This is a genomic window from Sporosarcina gallistercoris (assembly GCF_050459885.1).
GTDB lineage: Bacteria > Bacillota > Bacilli > Bacillales_A > Planococcaceae > Sporosarcina > Sporosarcina gallistercoris_A.
In genome coordinates, this window is sequence record NZ_JBCMNO010000005.1 from 86,657 (window position 1) to 101,995 (window position 15,339).

A 15,339-nucleotide genomic window follows, 5' to 3' on the forward strand; every position below is an offset into this window, starting at 1 on the left:
TACCTAGAGAAAATTTGGAGGCTCTTATGAAAACGATTATGATTCACGAAATGCCCGATCATGAAGGCGAAACAGTAAGAATGGGTGCATGGCTTGCCAATAAGCGGTCAAGCGGAAAAATTGCATTCTTACAATTACGGGACGGTTCGGGATTTGTCCAAGGAGTTGTAGTTAAAGAAGACGCCGGTGAAGAGCTTTTTGCAACAGCAAAAGGGTTAACACAAGAAACTTCACTATATGTAACGGGTGAAGTTACTGTTGACGAGCGCTCAAGCTTCGGCTATGAATTGCAGGTTAAAGGAATCGAAGTAATTAAAGTTGCAGAGGATTATCCGATCACGCCGAAGGAGCATGGAACAGAATTCCTGATGGATCACCGTCATCTATGGCTGCGTTCACGCAAGCAACATGCAGTGATGAAAATCCGTGATGAAATCATTCGCGCAACTTATGAATTTTTCCACATGAATGGATTCATTAAAATCGACCCGCCCATTTTGACGGGATCTTCTCCTGAAGGAACTTCAGAGTTGTTCCATACGAAATACTTTGACGAAGATGCTTATCTTTCCCAGTCAGGTCAGTTGTATATGGAAGCAGCTGCGATGGCTCTAGGTAAAGTATTTTCTTTCGGCCCTACATTCCGTGCGGAAAAGTCGAAAACCCGACGTCACTTGATTGAATTCTGGATGATCGAGCCTGAAATGGCATTTGTAGAACATGCACAAAGCTTGGAAGTACAAGAGCAATATGTTGCACACGTTGTGCAATCGGTTCTTCAAAATTGCAAACTCGAGTTGGAACGTCTAGGTCGGGATACATCGAAATTGGAAAAGATCCAAGCGCCTTTCCCACGGATCACATATGACGATGCAATTGAGTTCCTTCACAAAGAAGGGTTCGATGATATTCAATGGGGAGACGATTTTGGAGCCCCTCATGAGTCCGCGATTGCTGAAAGTTATGATCTGCCTGTATTCATCATGAACTACCCGATCGGCATCAAGCCATTCTACATGCAGCCGCATCCTGATCGGGAGGATGTCGTTCTATGTGCAGACTTGATTGCTCCTGAAGGATATGGTGAAATCATCGGAGGCTCAGAGCGTATCCATGATTATGATCTCATGAAGCAACGTATTGAAGAGCACCAGTTGGATGCTTCAGCATATGAATGGTATTTGGAGTTAAGTAAATATGGCGCAGTGCCGCACTCTGGATTCGGACTTGGATTAGAGCGTACTGTCGCTTGGATTTCAGGGGTTGAGCACGTACGTGAAACGATTCCGTTCCCACGTCTACTTAACCGTTTGTATCCTTAATAACGTAACAAGGAAGGAGTTCGCCATATGCAACAAGATGACCGGCTCCGGATGTGGATTGAGCAGGGGAATGTTACTATTCCCCAGCTTTTTTTTAGCTCATATAAAAAACTAGGTATCCAAGATTCAGATGCCATGCTCATTTTACAAATGGAAGCCTACCATGCTCAACAAATCGAATTTCCGACGCCCTCCGCTTTTTCCTCACGGATGAATCTCACGGAAAATGAGGTCTCCCAAGTATTACAGCGACTCATGCAAAAAGGATATTTGAAAATTGACCAAGCTAGTGATTCCAATGGAGTGCTATATGAACAATTTTCATTACACCCTTTATGGGAAGCGGTTTTGGATTGTGAAATTGCGAGTAAGAATCAAACAGTGGAAGCACAAAATAAGGATGAAGAGGGACAGATTTTCCAGATTTTTGAACAAGAATTCGGACGACTGCTTTCTCCGATGGAATGTGAAACGATTGCGATGTGGATTGATCAGGATCATCACGGGATTGATATAATAAAAGCGGCTCTCAAAGAGGCTGTCATCGCTCAGAAACTGAGTATGCGTTATATAGATCGGATTTTGTTTGAGTGGAAAAAGAAACACGTCACGACATTGGCAGATGTCGAAAAGCAAACAAAAGCTTTCCGTTCCCCAACACAATCTATACGGCAAGGAAAAGAACAAGGAACTGTGAAACGGGTTCCCTTATATAACTGGCTTGAACAGCGGGATGGATGAGTGGAATGTTAACTAAAACTGAGTGGAACTATTGTTTAGAGGAAATCGACAAGATGTTTCCGGATGCACATTGTGAACTTGTACATGAAAATGCATTTGAATTAGTGATCGCGACTCTTTTATCGGCTCAGTGTACAGATGTGTTAGTCAATCGTGTAACTGCAGAGCTATTTCAGAAGTATAAAACTCCAGGTGATTATTTAGAAGTTCCTATCGAGGAATTGCAGCAGGATATTCGTTCCATCGGGCTATATCGCAACAAAGCGAAGAATATACAAGCATTATCACTTATGCTTTTAACTCAATTTGGCGGGGAAGTCCCGGAAGATCGTGACGTTCTGACCACACTACCAGGCGTTGGCAGGAAGACGGCGAATGTTGTCGTTTCAAATGCATTTGGCGTTCCGGCACTTGCTGTCGATACACATGTTGAGCGGGTAGCAAAGCGGTTAGCAATGAATCGTTGGAAAGACTCAGTCATGGCAGTGGAAGAAAAGATTATGAGGTGGACACCGAGAGAACGATGGACTCAGACGCATCATCAGCTTATTTTCTTTGGTAGGTATCATTGCAAAGCCCAAAAACCGAACTGTCCGGAATGTCCCTTACTTTCTGTATGTCGGGAAGGAAAGAAGAGGATGAAGCAGTATGGATAAGTCGACATCAGTCATTACGAAAGAACAAGTCATGCCTTTCTTTGAAAAGTGGGATGCTCTGAAACCGGAGATTCAACAGCTTTATGATGAAAAGCATAGCGGCGCTGCTGAATTGATGAGGAGTGCGATTGCAGACTATGAACAGTTGCTTGAAGTGTGCGCACCAGCTGGTGGCTCTGACCGCCGTACAAAAATGGAGCCACTGAATGGGGAGGAGCGACTTCAGTTTATCAAGGATAAGGTGATCAGTCCGTTTGCGCTCATTCAGTTGAGCTTGCTCTATATGGAACTAAGAAAAAAGATTGCCAGATTTATTGGCACTTAAAAAACCGCAACTTCGTATTCGAAGTTGCGGTTTTTGTTATCAGTTATCGTTTGGTGTTGTCGTTTCCTCAGGCTTGGTTGCTGAAGGTTTCGTTGAACTTGCTGTGTTGGAGTTCGGGTCTTTGGAAGGCTTACTGCTAACTCCGTCTGAGCCTTCCTCACCGGTGCCACCCCCATTATTCTCAGTATTCGTTCCATCTGTACCACTTCCATTGGTACCAGAGTTGTTTCCGTTGTTTTCATTGTTTCCGTTGTTGCCATTGTTTCCGTTATTACTGTTGCCATTGTTCCCGTTATTATTGTTCTCGTTATTGTTTCCGTTGCCATTGTTATTTTCATTATTTGAGCCATTATTTTGACCCTCATCCCCGTTGTTCTGATCCGTATCTCCTTGCTGTTGGTCCTCAGGTTTTTCTTCGGGTTTTTCTTCTTCTGTCGCCTGAATCATAAGTGTAGTGGAGGCAGGAGAACTAACAAGACTGCCAGCTTTTGCGATGACAGAAAATGTGTACGTATGTCCGGGTTCCACATTTCCGAATGTAAAGGAGCCATCACCTGTTTCAGTCAATGCTTGGGTTGCTCCACCGTCTACAGATACTGAAACCGCAAAGGTGACATCGCCATCAATAGTATCCGAATCCGGTTTGTTGTGCTTCCACTTCAAGTCTATTTCCTGTTTATCGGCATTATATTCTGCTCGTAAGTCAGAAGGCGCTTCAAGTTCAGCCACTTCTTCCTCAGGCTCAGGTTCTACATATGTGCGCTTAGGAAGTGTGCCGCGTACAAATAGTTCATCCACTTTCAAGTTGGTCGGTGTGCTGTTATTTGCCAACTGAAGCGGTTGGGAACCTGCGACGATGGTAGCTTCTTCGACTGAACTAGGTTTTTTGAACTTTTTAGGGTAGTTCCCAGAAGTGATATCATTCATTACTTGACGGAACAGCACCTTTGGCATATCACGCCCGCCTTGGAAACCTACGATCGGTTCATTTCGTTTTTCATGACCGCCCCAAACGGCAATCGTGTAATCGGTTGTATATCCTGCAAACCAAGAGTCAGGAACACTGTTTTTACCGATGTTATAGAGTTTTTTATCCTCTGCAGAATAGTTAGTTGTACCAGTTTTACCTGCGATATCCATTCCGGGGATATTTGCTTTCGTTCCAGTGCCATTTGGTTTTGTCATTACGTCACGAAGCATATCTGTCACCATGTAAGCGGTGGAATCCTTCATGGCAGAAACAGGATCTGGAGAAAGGTTGATTTCAGTTTTTCCATCTCGCAAAATTATTTTTTTCACTGCATGAGGAGTATTGTAGATCCCTTCGTTTCCGAATGCGGCGAATGCTCCTGCCATTTGCAGAGTGGAAAAGTCGTTTTTAGATCCGCCGATAGCATCGGATTGGTACAACTCTTTAACTGGTAATCCAAGGGAATTTGCAAATTTTGCAGCGTTTTTAGTACCCACTTCTTCGAAGGTCTTAATCGCTGGAATATTGCGGGATTCATACACTGCTTGGCGTATCGTGATGGGTCCCTTGAATCTGTTATCAACATTGTTTGCTTTGATGCCCTTTGTTTTTTCGTCTACAATCGTTTGACCTGTAGACCAATTCAAATATTCAATCGCTGGTCCATAGTCAAGAATTGGTTTAATGGAAGAACCAGGTTGTCGCTTTTGGTCACTTGCGAAGTTATGGTTGAATAATTTGTAGTCACGACCGCCGCCAACTGCCACAATTTCGCCTGTTTTCGTATCGACAACCGTCATACCTGCTTGAATGGTGTCTGATTCAAAATTGCTTGGATCTGCAAGTGCCTTTTCGACAGCTTCTTGAGCATTGGGATCGAGCGCAGTTTGAATTGTAACACCATCTGCCTCAATGTCTTTGTATCCGGCTTTTTGTAATTCATCCATTGCAATATCGATATACGCTTGGTATTTAATGTCGGTCGGTTTTTCACGTTTCTCTTCCGGAAGAAGTGAAGCAGTGACCGGTATGGATTTTGCAGTATCCATTTCTTCTTGTGTGATTTTTTTATGTTGTGTCATTAGCTTCAATACTATGTCACGACGTTTTTGCGCACGTTCAGGATGCTTGAAAGGATTGTAGGCGTTCGGTGATTGAGGCATTCCGGCTAGCATAGCCATCTCAGGAAGTTCCAATTCTTTTAACTCTTTTCCGAAAAAGTACTCAGCACCTGTTCCAAATCCATATTTATTACCTGACATGAGAACTTTGTTGAAATACATTTCAAAAATTTCTTCCTTGGAATAATTACGTTCAAGTTTAAAAGCAAGCCAAGCTTCCTGCGCTTTTCGCTTCAAGGTTTTTTCATTTGTGAAGAAAGAGTTTTTAATAACTTGCTGTGTTAAAGTCGATGCACCCTGAGAGCCGAACCCGCTTTTTAGATTGGCAAGTACTGCTCCTCCAAGACGCCAAAGGTCAATTCCGTGATGTTTGTAAAACCGGGAGTCTTCGGTTGCAAGAATAGCCGCTTCCAGTTCTTTTGGAATTTCGTCATATGGGGTATATTTGCGTTTTTCATTCCCTGTTGTATAAATGACATTTTCATTACGATCTAAAACTTTAGATGATAGAGGATCTTTTAGAAGATTTTCATCCAGTTCAGGTGCTGTACTCGCGTAGTACGCGAATAATCCACCGCCTGCCGCTAAAAAAAGTAATCCGATGATGACAATCGCCTTAAAAAGGGTCTTCATGAGACCTTTTTTCTTTTTAGGTGTTTTTTTGTGCTTTCGTGATGATTTCTGTTCCGCCTCTGCTTGTTGTCTGCGTGCGGTCCTTGAATTTGGAGTATTATTATCCATTAGGATTCCTGCCTTTCAGTTCGTTCGCCGGTTGGCTGTTCAACCATACCGGTTATCGCTTGCAAATAATCGAGACGTGGGTGATAGCCTGGCTTTAACTCAACAGACATTTCTTCGATTTCTTCAAGAGTAATCGATTTTCTGCCACCCTCAATCATCCGTTTCCATTTTCCGATGAAGCTTTTGAAGGGTACTACAAAATAACGTTCTAAGAGAGAGAAGCGTATGATTAGAAACGCAATACCACCTTGATCATGAACTTGGGACATATGCTCAACCTGATGATCATGTATATTTTGTAAAGGAAAAGAAGTTTTGTTTTTCGTCTCCTTTGCTTCAAAATCGACATATTTCCCTTGCCAAACACCGTTATAGTCAGTAGTGGAAGCAGTTTTAAAATAGGCTTCGGTAATGACTGCAGCGCTTCTTGCTGGATAGCGGACGTTGACAATTTGAATAGGTACGGGTTTTTTATGAATAACTGCGATCCCTCTACTCGTATAATACTCATTACTGTCATTCAGTTCATCTTCCAACGTTTTACCACGGTTGCTGAAAGTTGAAGAAGTCGTTTTGGCCACTGTATTCGCTGTAGTAGATATATACTTTTTGCCGTTTGGATAGCGTATCGCCAACATACTCACCTCACATCATCAGTGTATCATACCACAATATTGAGACGTTAAAACGCAGTTTAGGTTGCAAACTATAAAATCCTCTACATATTTCAAGAAGAATACATGTTCGACAATGTTGGAACTGTCAGCTTAAATTTGATAAACTTAGAATAGAAGTAGTAGAAAGGTGATAAGTGGTATGAGGTTAAAGCAGTTGACAGAAAAATTACTTGAAATATGCGACGAATGTTCAGTTCGGCATAGCGACATGCGCAAGGAAAATCGCGATCCCGACTTTTATAAAGAAGTAAAACCATATGCCGATTATACGCATCAGATGATAGATGAATGGGACGAACTCGTTCAACAGTGGATCCGTACTAGCCGCCCAAAATACGTCAGACCTATTCAAATTTCAACGTTGAATGACCTGATGAAGCAGTTCACTGTTCAATCCTTTTATCAAAAAACGGGGAAGAAACGTTTTGTCCAATCGATACAATCCGCAAATTATACACTGAACACTGTACGGATCGCGTTGGAAAAAGAGAAAGAGGAGGGCGGGGATGGTAACTAGCAAAAATCTCCAATCATTTATTGACGAGCTGAAACAAGATCCGGAATTCGCGAAAAATGTGAAGCATTACAAAGTGACGGAAGGAAAGGAGGCCATCTATGCCCCTTTTCCTGAAAAATTGCATCCTTCATTAAAGAAAGCTCTTTCATATAAGGGAATCCAGAAGTTATACAGCCATCAGCGGAAAGCATTTGACTTTGCCCAGCAAAAAAAGTCATACACTGCAGTCACTCCTACTGCCTCAGGTAAATCGCTTTGTTATCACTTGCCTGTCCTTCAGAGCATATTGGAGAACGATGCATCCCGAGCATTATATCTATTTCCAACAAAAGCACTTGCACAAGATCAGTTAGCTGATTTACATGAACTTATTGAAGCTAGTGGAGAGACAATCCTGAGTTATACGTATGACGGGGATACAGCACCCGGTCTCAGAACAAAAGTTCGTAAATCAGGGCATGTCGTGTTAACAAATCCGGATATGCTCCATTCCGGAATCTTGCCTCATCATACAAAATGGGTATCACTTTTTGAGAACTTGAAGTATATCGTGATTGATGAATTGCATACGTATAAGGGAGTGTTTGGTACACATGTTGCCCATGTGTTAAGACGCTTAAAACGAATATGTGCATATTATGGAAGCGATCCAGTATTCATCTGTACTTCGGCAACCATTGCTAATCCTCAGCAGCTGGCAGAAAACTTGACGAATTCTTCAATGGAGCTCATTGCTGATAACGGAGCGCCTGCTGGCAGGAAGCATTTTTTGTTTTACAATCCACCCGTTGTCCATGAAACGTTCGGAATTCGCAGAAGTGCCGTTTTGGAAGTTCGGGATATTGCTTCCCGTCTTTACAGGGAAGGGGTTCAAACCATCATTTTTGCTAAAAGCAGAGTGCGGGTGGAAATGCTTGTGACGTATATGAAAGAGCTCACAAAAAAGAAATTGATGGATGAGACGATCATGGGATACCGAGGGGGTTATCTTCCTTCAGAGCGCCGTAAAATTGAAAAAGGACTTCGGAATGGGTCGATTAAAACAGTAGTCAGTACAAATGCACTGGAACTCGGAATCGATATCGGTCAACTCCAAGCATGTGTTATGACGGGTTATCCGGGTAATATCGCAAGTGCACTTCAACAAGCAGGCAGGGCAGGAAGACGGCAAGACGACGCCTTAATCATCTATGTAGCGCAGTCCATGGCGTTGGACCAATATATCATTGAGCATCCTGATTATTTATTAGGCGGCTCTCCGGAAGAAGCGAATATTCACCCTGACAATATTATCATTCTCATGGACCATCTTAGATGCGCATCATTTGAACTTCCTTTTTCTGAGAATGACTTGTATGCAGAGTTCGATGTCCAGCAACTGCTGGAATTTTTAGCGGCTGAAGGAGTTCTCGTTTTGGCAGGGGACCACTGGCATTGGATGACAGAGCGTTTTCCTGCAAGTGAAGTTAGTTTACGTTCAGCTTCCCAAGAGAATGTAGTGATTATTGATAAGACCCGTCCGAAAGAAACGACGGTCATTGGGGAAATGGATCGATTCAGTGCGATGACTCTGCTACATGAAGAAGCGATCTATTTACACCAAGGCACACAATACCAAGTGGAAATGTTGGATTGGGAAGAAAAGAAAGCTTATGTGACGGAAGTAGATGTCGATTATTTCACGGATGCCAATCTAGCTGTTGAACTGAAAGTGATCAGTGAAGATAAAATGCAGGAACATAATACCGGTAAAGTGGCATTTGGCGATTTAGCAGTACTGGCCATCCCAACAATCTTCAAAAAGATCCGGTTCGATTCCCACGACAATATCGGTTCCGGACCTATTCATCTACCTGCTGAAGAGCTCCACACGGCTTCCACGTGGCTGGCATTCGATGTACCTGAAGGATGGACAGAAGCTACTTTGACTGATGCGATGACGGGTGCAGCACATGCGATGCAATCTTTCATTCCGTTATTTGTTCAATGTGACAGGACGGATATTCATGTCGTGCCGCAAGTGAAAGCCGTTCATACTGGAAAGCCGACTTTTTTCATCTACGATAGTTATCCGGGAGGAATCGGATTGAGTGAAAAGATGTACGGCCAATGGAATGCATTGCTTCGTCAAGCTGTGTCACACGTAAGTTCCTGTGAATGTGAGGCGGGCTGTCCAATTTGTACAGGTCCGCCGGAATCGGATATGAATCTGAAGCTTGGGGCTGAAGAGCTTTTAAAGAGTTTGGCAGGCGGTGAAACGCATGTCCTATGAACAAAATTTGATGAAGATGAAAAGCATGTTGAAAAAACCGGAAACGGACATTTCAACTCAAAAGGAATCCAAAAAGATCGTTCAAGCGTCACCTCCCAGTTATGAATCACAGTGGCTGGCGGAGGGCCTTATAAAAGAGATCAATCTTTACGGGACAGTCTATAAGAAAGTCGTGGATTACGATGAATCCTATACACATGGAAAGTATCAATTGAATGAGTTGACTGCCACGCTGCAAAAATGGATGAGCTCAGGAGAAAGACATCCGTTAGCACCTGATCCAGAGAAAAAACTTCTTTTTTTCGATACGGAAACAACAGGATTGAAAGGGACGGGCACACTTATTTTTTTGATCGGTTTAATCGAACAACGGGAGAATGGCTTCAGATTGACGCAATATGTCCTTCCTGGTCCTGCGCACGAAGCTGCGTTCCTATATGCAACGGGGTTATGGGAAAAGCCGGTTACATTGGTCATGTATAATGGAAAGAGTTTCGATATGCCCCAATTGGATACCCGATGGACAATGAACCGGAACTTATTGCCTCCATTACCGAAGCACGATCAGATCGACTTGCTGCATGGCTCCAGACGCATATGGAAGCATGAGATGGATTCATTCAAGTTACCGGCAGTTGAAGAGGAACAGCTTGGTTTTGTGCGGGAGGATGATATGCCAGGTCACATGGCGCCGATCATCTATCAAGACGCTGTGAAAAATGGACGTGCAGAAATGCTGATGAAGATTTTGCAGCACAATGAGCACGATATTTTATCACTTGTTACGCTGTATATTCGCTCAACTGATCTTCTGTTACAAGAGGAGTCAGCAGGGACAGCGATCAGTCAAACGAATATCGGAAAATGGTATGCTGATCTGAAGTCCCACAGTCGAGCTGCGACAGTACTAGAGCAGGTAATCGAGGAATATGGGACACAGCATCCGACTACTCACTTCCATTTTGGTTTCCTATTAAAAAGGAACGGGAAATATAGAGAATCATTGGAAGCGTTCGGTGTCTGTATGACGAAATCCATCGGGCGGGAACGGATTATTGCACTTGAGGAAATGGCGAAAATTTATGAGCACAAAAACAAAGACTGCACTAAAGCATTGCAACTTTGCGGTGTAGCCAAAGGTTTGTTATCACGTGATGGCTCTTTGAACAGTCCTTTTTCTGTGCGAATGACCAAGGAATTCACGAAACGGGAAATGAGACTGAAGAGAAAATTATTTCCCGGGCAAGCGCAGGACTCGACAAAATAACACTTCTAATCTTGACGCAAGCAGACAGGATTGGACATGATATGCTATACTTAGATTAGTTACCACTGACGGAAGGACGTTGTTGAATGGAGATTAAATTGGATTCAAAAACGATTCTAGAAAAAGAGTTTAAAACAGGTATGCGCGGTTATAACCAGGAAGAAGTCGATTTGTTTTTAGATAGTGTGATCCATGATTATGAAAGCTTTAAAAAGCGGATCGCTGAACTAGAACGCGAAAATGCAGAACTTCAAAACGAATTATCCACTGTACAGAAGCGTCCGGCATCGAGTGCTCCTGGCACAACGAACTTCGACTTGTTAAAACGTATTTCTAATTTGGAAAAAGCTGTTTTTGGAAGCAAACTTTCAGGAAACGAATAAGATGAGCCCCACTTACCCTTGCGGTAAGTGGGGTTTTACTGTATACTAAGCAAGCCATGACGGAAATTCAGGTAATTGCTGCAGTGCTAGACACTGGAGAGGAAAGTCCATGCTCACACGGTACTGAGATGTCCGTAGTGTTCGTGCCCGGCCAAAAAATAAGCCGGGGCGCTGTTTACTCAGCTGACGGCGGAAATAATTCCTAAGTCCTTTACAGGATATGGAAGACGTTTCCTGAAAAGTGCCACAGTGACGGAGCTGTATCGGAAACGGTACAGGTGGAACGAGGTAAACCCCGCGAGTGAGAAACCCAAATTATGGTAGGGGCGCTCTTCCGAAGGAAATGAACGGAGGAAGGGACAGACAATCGTCTGTAGATAGATGATTACCACCCTGAGTACGAGGTGTAAACCGTTTGAGTACAAGGGAACAAAACATGGCTTACGAATTTCCTGATGGTACTTACATGTATACATTCGTGCTCTCCTGTATTTATGGAGAGCATTTCTGCGTTAGAAAACTGGTTTGTCCATATATAGCACGTACATAAAGTGATTCAAAAGTGGAGAGGAAGTGTTACAGTTCATGAAAGAATACAAATTAGTAGCAACTGCAGCAATGGGTCTTGAGGGACTGGTTGCAGAAGAAGTGAAAGCATTAGGATATGAAACAAGGACTGAGAATGGAAAAGTGTATTTTTCCGGCGATGCTCATGCAATTGCAAAAGCGAATATGTGGCTGCGGATTGCGGATCGCGTACGGATCATCGTAGGAGAATTCAAAGCGACTACTTTTGATGAACTATTTGAAAAGACAAAGGAATTGCCATGGGACGAATTCCTTCCAGTCGATGCGGCATTCCCGGTTGCAGGGAAATCCGTCAAGTCGATTCTGTACAGTGTACCTGATTGTCAAGCGATCGTGAAAAAGGCAATTGCAGAAAAACTCAAAACTGTTCATGGACGCGTAGGTTTTTTAGATGAAACCGGTCCGTTATTCAAATTGGAAGTATCAATTTTAAAAGATAAGGTGACACTAACAATCGATTCGAGCGGCGCGGGTCTGCACAAACGTGGCTATCGTATTGGACAAGGTGATGCTCCGTTAAAAGAGACGTTAGCTGCTGCCCTCGTTAAATTGACGAAGTGGAACCCAGATCGTCCATTTGTTGATCCGTTCTGTGGGTCGGGTACAATTCCAATTGAAGCTGCGATGCTGGGACAAAACTTGGCGCCAGGCTATAATCGGGAATTTTTAAGCGAACAGTGGCCATGGATGGCAGAATCCGTTTGGGATCGAGTTCGTGAAGAGGTGGAAGACGTTGCGGACTATGATCGCAAACTGATGATCACGGGTTCTGACTGGGATCCAGCGATGATCAAGATCGCGGAAAAAAATGCTGCCGAAGCAGGATTCTTAGATATCATCAACTGGAATGTATGCAACGTGGCGGATCTTTCGCTTGAAGGGGATAACGGCGTTCTAGTCGGAAACCCACCATATGGTGAACGTCTAGGTGAATTAGAAGAAGCTGAAGACATCACTGCTACACTCGGGTCTGTTATGAAATCCTATCCTTCTTGGTCCGTTTACATGCTCTCTTCACTTGAAAATTACGAGACGATGTATGGTAAAAGAGCCACTAAAAAACGCAAACTATTCAATGGCTTCATCCGCACAGACTTATACCAGTTCTGGGGCAGACGCAGCTAAGCTCAATAGATTGAAAAGAGAGGATTTTCCTCTCTTTTCTTATGTAATAGAAAGGGGTTCACTATGACTGGAAAGCTACCATTTGCACTTACTCGAGAGAAAACATTCTACGAATCACTGAATGAGTGGATCGGGGATACATTATATGATGAACTCACTGAAAAAGGATTTGACTGCAGGGATGAACAGATTTATATGTCTTTCCAAATCGAGCAAGCCCTTCGAGAAAAAGAAGTCCTATTCGCCGAGGCTGGGGTTGGAACAGGAAAGACGATCGCTTATCTGCTTCCAGCCATTGCATATGCTCGTTACACAGGAAAACCAGCGTTAATCTCTTGTGCTGACGAAACATTGATTGACCAACTTGTTAAAGAAGAAGGCGATATCCGTAAACTTGGTGAAGCGCTGGAACTCACCATTGATGTCCGTCTCGCCAAATCACGTAACCAATACCTCTGTCTGAAGCGCTTGGAAGAAATGAACCGAACAGGTGAAGAATATGCTGAGAATGTAGAAGACAGCCTTCCTGATTTCGTCTATGGACCCGCTTCATTGTCTGAAGTATATTCTTATGGAGAGCGCTCTTCCTATCCTGACCTGAGCGACGGGGAATGGGAGACGATTAATTACCATCCAATCCAGCAATGTGGCGGCTGTGACTTGCGGAACCGATGTGGGCAAACAATCCACCGCAGTGAGTATCGCCAAGCCTCGGACCTGATCATCTGTTCACATGATTTCTTCATGGAGCACCTTTGGACGAAAGAGTCTAGGAAACGACAGGGGCAGCTTCCTTTATTACCCGAAGTTTCAATGGCTGTTTTCGATGAAGGCCACTTACTTGAATATGCCGCACAACGAGCTCTAACATATGAAGTACAAGATAGCACGTTACTTGGATTACTTGAGCGTGTCATGACGGACGGGGTTCGGGAGCAGACGCTTCAGTTGATGGAACAACTGATGGAGTGCCATGAGTTGTTCTTCGACTACCTTTCTGAATGTGCACAAGAAGATGGAGAGGAACGTCTAGCGATTCAAAAGACTGTCGAACTTGTGAGCACAGCCCGTAATGCAGTGCGTCTTTCCAACGCATTACTTGAAGAATTTGTCTTTGATAGCGAGCTCTATGTGATACCGGAGTATGACTTAAGAATGGTAGAGGAATACCTCGAACAATATATTTTCTCGTTAGAGTTGTTTTCTGACAATGCAGAAGCTGTCGATTGGGCGGAAGATCGGGAAGGGGAACTGACTCTCGTTATTATGCCGAGACTTGTGACTGACGTGTTACAGGAACGATTGTTTTCAGAAAAACTACCGATTATTTTCTCATCTGCTACATTGTCCGTGCAGAATGATTTCTCGTTTTTAGCGAATAACTTAGGGATAGAACACTCGATTTCCTTCTCCATTGAATCGCCTTATGATTATGAGGAAGTCATGGATCTGACAATTGAGTCTTTACCTGAAGATGGAAAAATGGGCCGGCTTGTTGAGTTATTGAATGATGGAGAACAGACATTGGTGCTATTCAAGTCCAAACAGTCCATGGAGAGTTTCCGGGCACAATTGCCTGAAGGACAACTTCCTTTTACTGCGTTTGAAGGAGATCGTGAACTTTCATCCATAGTGAAAGAATTTCAAGCGAAACAGTGGTCTGCATTTTGCTCGTATCATCTATGGGAAGGCTTGGATATTCCACATGATGCGTTAACAAGAGTAGTCATTTATGATTTGCCGCTACCGCCTTCAGATCCGTTATTCAATGCGAAGCGCAGTCATGCAGCATCACCATTCGAGGAAGTGGATTTACCGTATATGTTACTCCGTTTACGTCAAGGCGTTGGCCGGCTAATACGGACTGCAACAGATTCAGGTTCCATCCATATTTTGTTGAACCCTGAAGAATCTAAATTAGTACCTACATTTGATTCGATTTTTCCTGTTGCCCCGAAAGTGAAATTAACATGACAAACATATAGAGTAATACAAAAAGCAGCAGGGCATATGCCTTGCTGCTTTTTGAATGATCATCCGGCATTGTTTCTGTATACACTCGCTTAAGCATCATCGATTGTTAACAACACATTAGAACGAGGGGCATTGTTGAAACTTAGCGGTAATTTAAATGCTTGTTGGAAGCCATAGAACTTCGTTTCACCGGTTAATACTGTCGGGGGTGAAATATCCAAGGTGAATGCATCTTTTTCAAGTAAGGTGCACAAATTTCCTGCAACCATATTACCGAGTTCCCCGGCGAACGATTCAATCATTTCACCTTCTATGGTCATTCCGAACATTGCCTCACCAATGTATGAAATTGTTGGTTCATTTGTATCGATGATAAGTCTTCCGCGTACATCTCCAAGCAATGCAATAAGTACGCTTAGTTCTTTTTGTTCATAGGGCTGGGTGATGAGTGATGGTGGAAGAACATCAAATTCAATTGGGATAACAGTGGTTAGAGATTGTATAGTACTATTTAATATGTGTTGTATCGTTTTTGCATCAGTCATTTAGACACCTCTTTGTCGGCTAATAATAGTTCAATGATACCACCTGCATAATTAGTTGTATAGAGTATTTCAATAATTTGAAACGCAGAATATATGAATAGAGAGTGAACGAGAT

13 protein-coding genes and 1 other RNA gene are annotated in these 15,339 nt (G+C 43.2%); 11 read left to right on the forward strand and 3 right to left on the reverse strand.

Annotated elements, in window-relative coordinates; all coding sequences use genetic code 11:
• The first annotated feature begins 26 nt into the window (after nt 1–26).
• The 4 genes from asnS to ABE021_RS02350 are packed head-to-tail and all read left to right on the forward strand — an operon-like array spanning nt 27 to nt 3,044.
• Nucleotides 27–1,322: an asparagine--tRNA ligase gene (asnS, locus tag ABE021_RS02335; protein WP_430286560.1), complete on the forward strand. Its 1,296-nt coding sequence runs from the start codon at nt 27–29 to the stop codon at nt 1,320–1,322.
• Between the two features lie 27 nt (nt 1,323–1,349).
• Complete coding sequence (locus tag ABE021_RS02340) at nt 1,350–2,063, forward strand: DnaD domain protein (RefSeq protein WP_430286561.1); 714 nt, start codon at nt 1,350–1,352, stop codon at nt 2,061–2,063.
• A 5-nt stretch (nt 2,064–2,068) separates the two neighbouring features.
• On the forward strand, nt 2,069–2,719 hold the full coding sequence (gene nth / locus ABE021_RS02345) for an endonuclease III (RefSeq protein WP_430286562.1): 651 nt from the start codon (nt 2,069–2,071) through the stop codon (nt 2,717–2,719).
• A complete protein-coding gene (locus tag ABE021_RS02350; RefSeq protein WP_430286563.1) occupies nt 2,712–3,044 on the forward strand; it encodes a YpoC family protein in 333 nt (110 codons plus the stop codon). Before nth ends, ABE021_RS02350 begins: the two co-directional genes overlap by 8 nt.
• Nucleotides 3,045–3,083: 39 nt before the next feature.
• On the opposite strand, the gene ABE021_RS02355 is transcribed toward ABE021_RS02350, so the two are convergent.
• Together ABE021_RS02355 and recU are read right to left on the reverse strand one after the other, a co-directional pair.
• Complete coding sequence (locus ABE021_RS02355) at nt 3,084–5,876, reverse strand: PBP1A family penicillin-binding protein (RefSeq protein ID WP_430286564.1); 2,793 nt, start codon at nt 5,874–5,876, stop codon at nt 3,084–3,086.
• Nucleotides 5,876–6,511, reverse strand: coding sequence for a Holliday junction resolvase RecU (recU, locus tag ABE021_RS02360; protein ID WP_430286565.1), 636 nt, complete (start codon nt 6,509–6,511; stop codon nt 5,876–5,878). Before recU ends, ABE021_RS02355 begins: the two co-directional genes overlap by 1 nt.
• Before the next feature lie 196 nt (nt 6,512–6,707).
• Between recU and ABE021_RS02365 the strand changes: the two genes are divergently transcribed.
• The 7 genes from ABE021_RS02365 (at nt 6,708) to ABE021_RS02395 (ending at nt 14,679) form a co-directional block, all read left to right on the forward strand.
• Nucleotides 6,708–7,070 (forward strand): YppE family protein, encoded by a 363-nt coding sequence (locus ABE021_RS02365; protein WP_430286566.1) that lies wholly within the window; start codon nt 6,708–6,710, stop codon nt 7,068–7,070.
• A complete protein-coding gene (locus ABE021_RS02370) occupies nt 7,060–9,342 on the forward strand; it encodes a DEAD/DEAH box helicase (RefSeq protein WP_430286567.1) in 2,283 nt (760 codons plus the stop codon). The genes ABE021_RS02365 and ABE021_RS02370 overlap by 11 nt, the downstream gene beginning before the upstream one ends.
• Nucleotides 9,332–10,609, forward strand: a complete 1,278-nt coding sequence (locus tag ABE021_RS02375) for a ribonuclease H-like domain-containing protein (RefSeq protein WP_430286568.1) — start codon at nt 9,332–9,334, stop codon at nt 10,607–10,609. Before ABE021_RS02370 ends, ABE021_RS02375 begins: the two co-directional genes overlap by 11 nt.
• Before the next feature lie 86 nt (nt 10,610–10,695).
• Entirely contained in the window at nt 10,696–10,992 is a 297-nt protein-coding gene (gene gpsB / locus ABE021_RS02380) for a cell division regulator GpsB (protein ID WP_430286569.1), read from the forward strand.
• A 63-nt stretch (nt 10,993–11,055) separates the two neighbouring features.
• Nucleotides 11,056–11,440, forward strand: an RNA gene (rnpB, locus tag ABE021_RS02385) — RNase P RNA component class B.
• Nucleotides 11,441–11,577: 137 nt separating this feature from the next.
• Entirely contained in the window at nt 11,578–12,705 is a 1,128-nt protein-coding gene (locus tag ABE021_RS02390; protein WP_430286571.1) for a THUMP domain-containing class I SAM-dependent RNA methyltransferase, read from the forward strand.
• A 63-nt stretch (nt 12,706–12,768) separates the two neighbouring features.
• Nucleotides 12,769–14,679, forward strand: coding sequence for an ATP-dependent DNA helicase (locus tag ABE021_RS02395; RefSeq protein ID WP_430286572.1), 1,911 nt, complete (start codon nt 12,769–12,771; stop codon nt 14,677–14,679).
• An 89-nt stretch (nt 14,680–14,768) separates the two neighbouring features.
• Here ABE021_RS02395 and ABE021_RS02400 read toward each other — a convergent pair whose 3' ends face one another.
• Entirely contained in the window at nt 14,769–15,224 is a 456-nt protein-coding gene (locus ABE021_RS02400; protein ID WP_430286573.1) for a chemotaxis protein CheX, read from the reverse strand.
• Nucleotides 15,225–15,339 lie beyond the last annotated feature (115 nt).

What these genes read in the sequence shown, in the direction of transcription:
- nth (WP_430286562.1), top strand. Translation starts at nt 2,069, where the DNA reads ATGTTAACTAAAACTGAGTGGAACTATTGTTTAGAGGAAATCGACAAG.
- ABE021_RS02390 (WP_430286571.1), top strand. Translation starts at nt 11,578, where the DNA reads ATGAAAGAATACAAATTAGTAGCAACTGCAGCAATGGGTCTTGAGGGA.
- ABE021_RS02400 (WP_430286573.1), bottom strand. Translation starts at nt 15,224, where the DNA reads ATGACTGATGCAAAAACGATACAACACATATTAAATAGTACTATACAA.
- asnS (WP_430286560.1), top strand. Translation starts at nt 27, where the DNA reads ATGAAAACGATTATGATTCACGAAATGCCCGATCATGAAGGCGAAACA.
- ABE021_RS02350 (WP_430286563.1), top strand. Translation starts at nt 2,712, where the DNA reads ATGGATAAGTCGACATCAGTCATTACGAAAGAACAAGTCATGCCTTTC.
- ABE021_RS02370 (WP_430286567.1), top strand. Translation starts at nt 7,060, where the DNA reads ATGGTAACTAGCAAAAATCTCCAATCATTTATTGACGAGCTGAAACAA.
- ABE021_RS02355 (WP_430286564.1), bottom strand. Translation starts at nt 5,876, where the DNA reads ATGGATAATAATACTCCAAATTCAAGGACCGCACGCAGACAACAAGCA.
- ABE021_RS02340 (WP_430286561.1), top strand. Translation starts at nt 1,350, where the DNA reads ATGCAACAAGATGACCGGCTCCGGATGTGGATTGAGCAGGGGAATGTT.
- gpsB (WP_430286569.1), top strand. Translation starts at nt 10,696, where the DNA reads ATGGAGATTAAATTGGATTCAAAAACGATTCTAGAAAAAGAGTTTAAA.
- ABE021_RS02395 (WP_430286572.1), top strand. Translation starts at nt 12,769, where the DNA reads ATGACTGGAAAGCTACCATTTGCACTTACTCGAGAGAAAACATTCTAC.
- ABE021_RS02375 (WP_430286568.1), top strand. Translation starts at nt 9,332, where the DNA reads ATGTCCTATGAACAAAATTTGATGAAGATGAAAAGCATGTTGAAAAAA.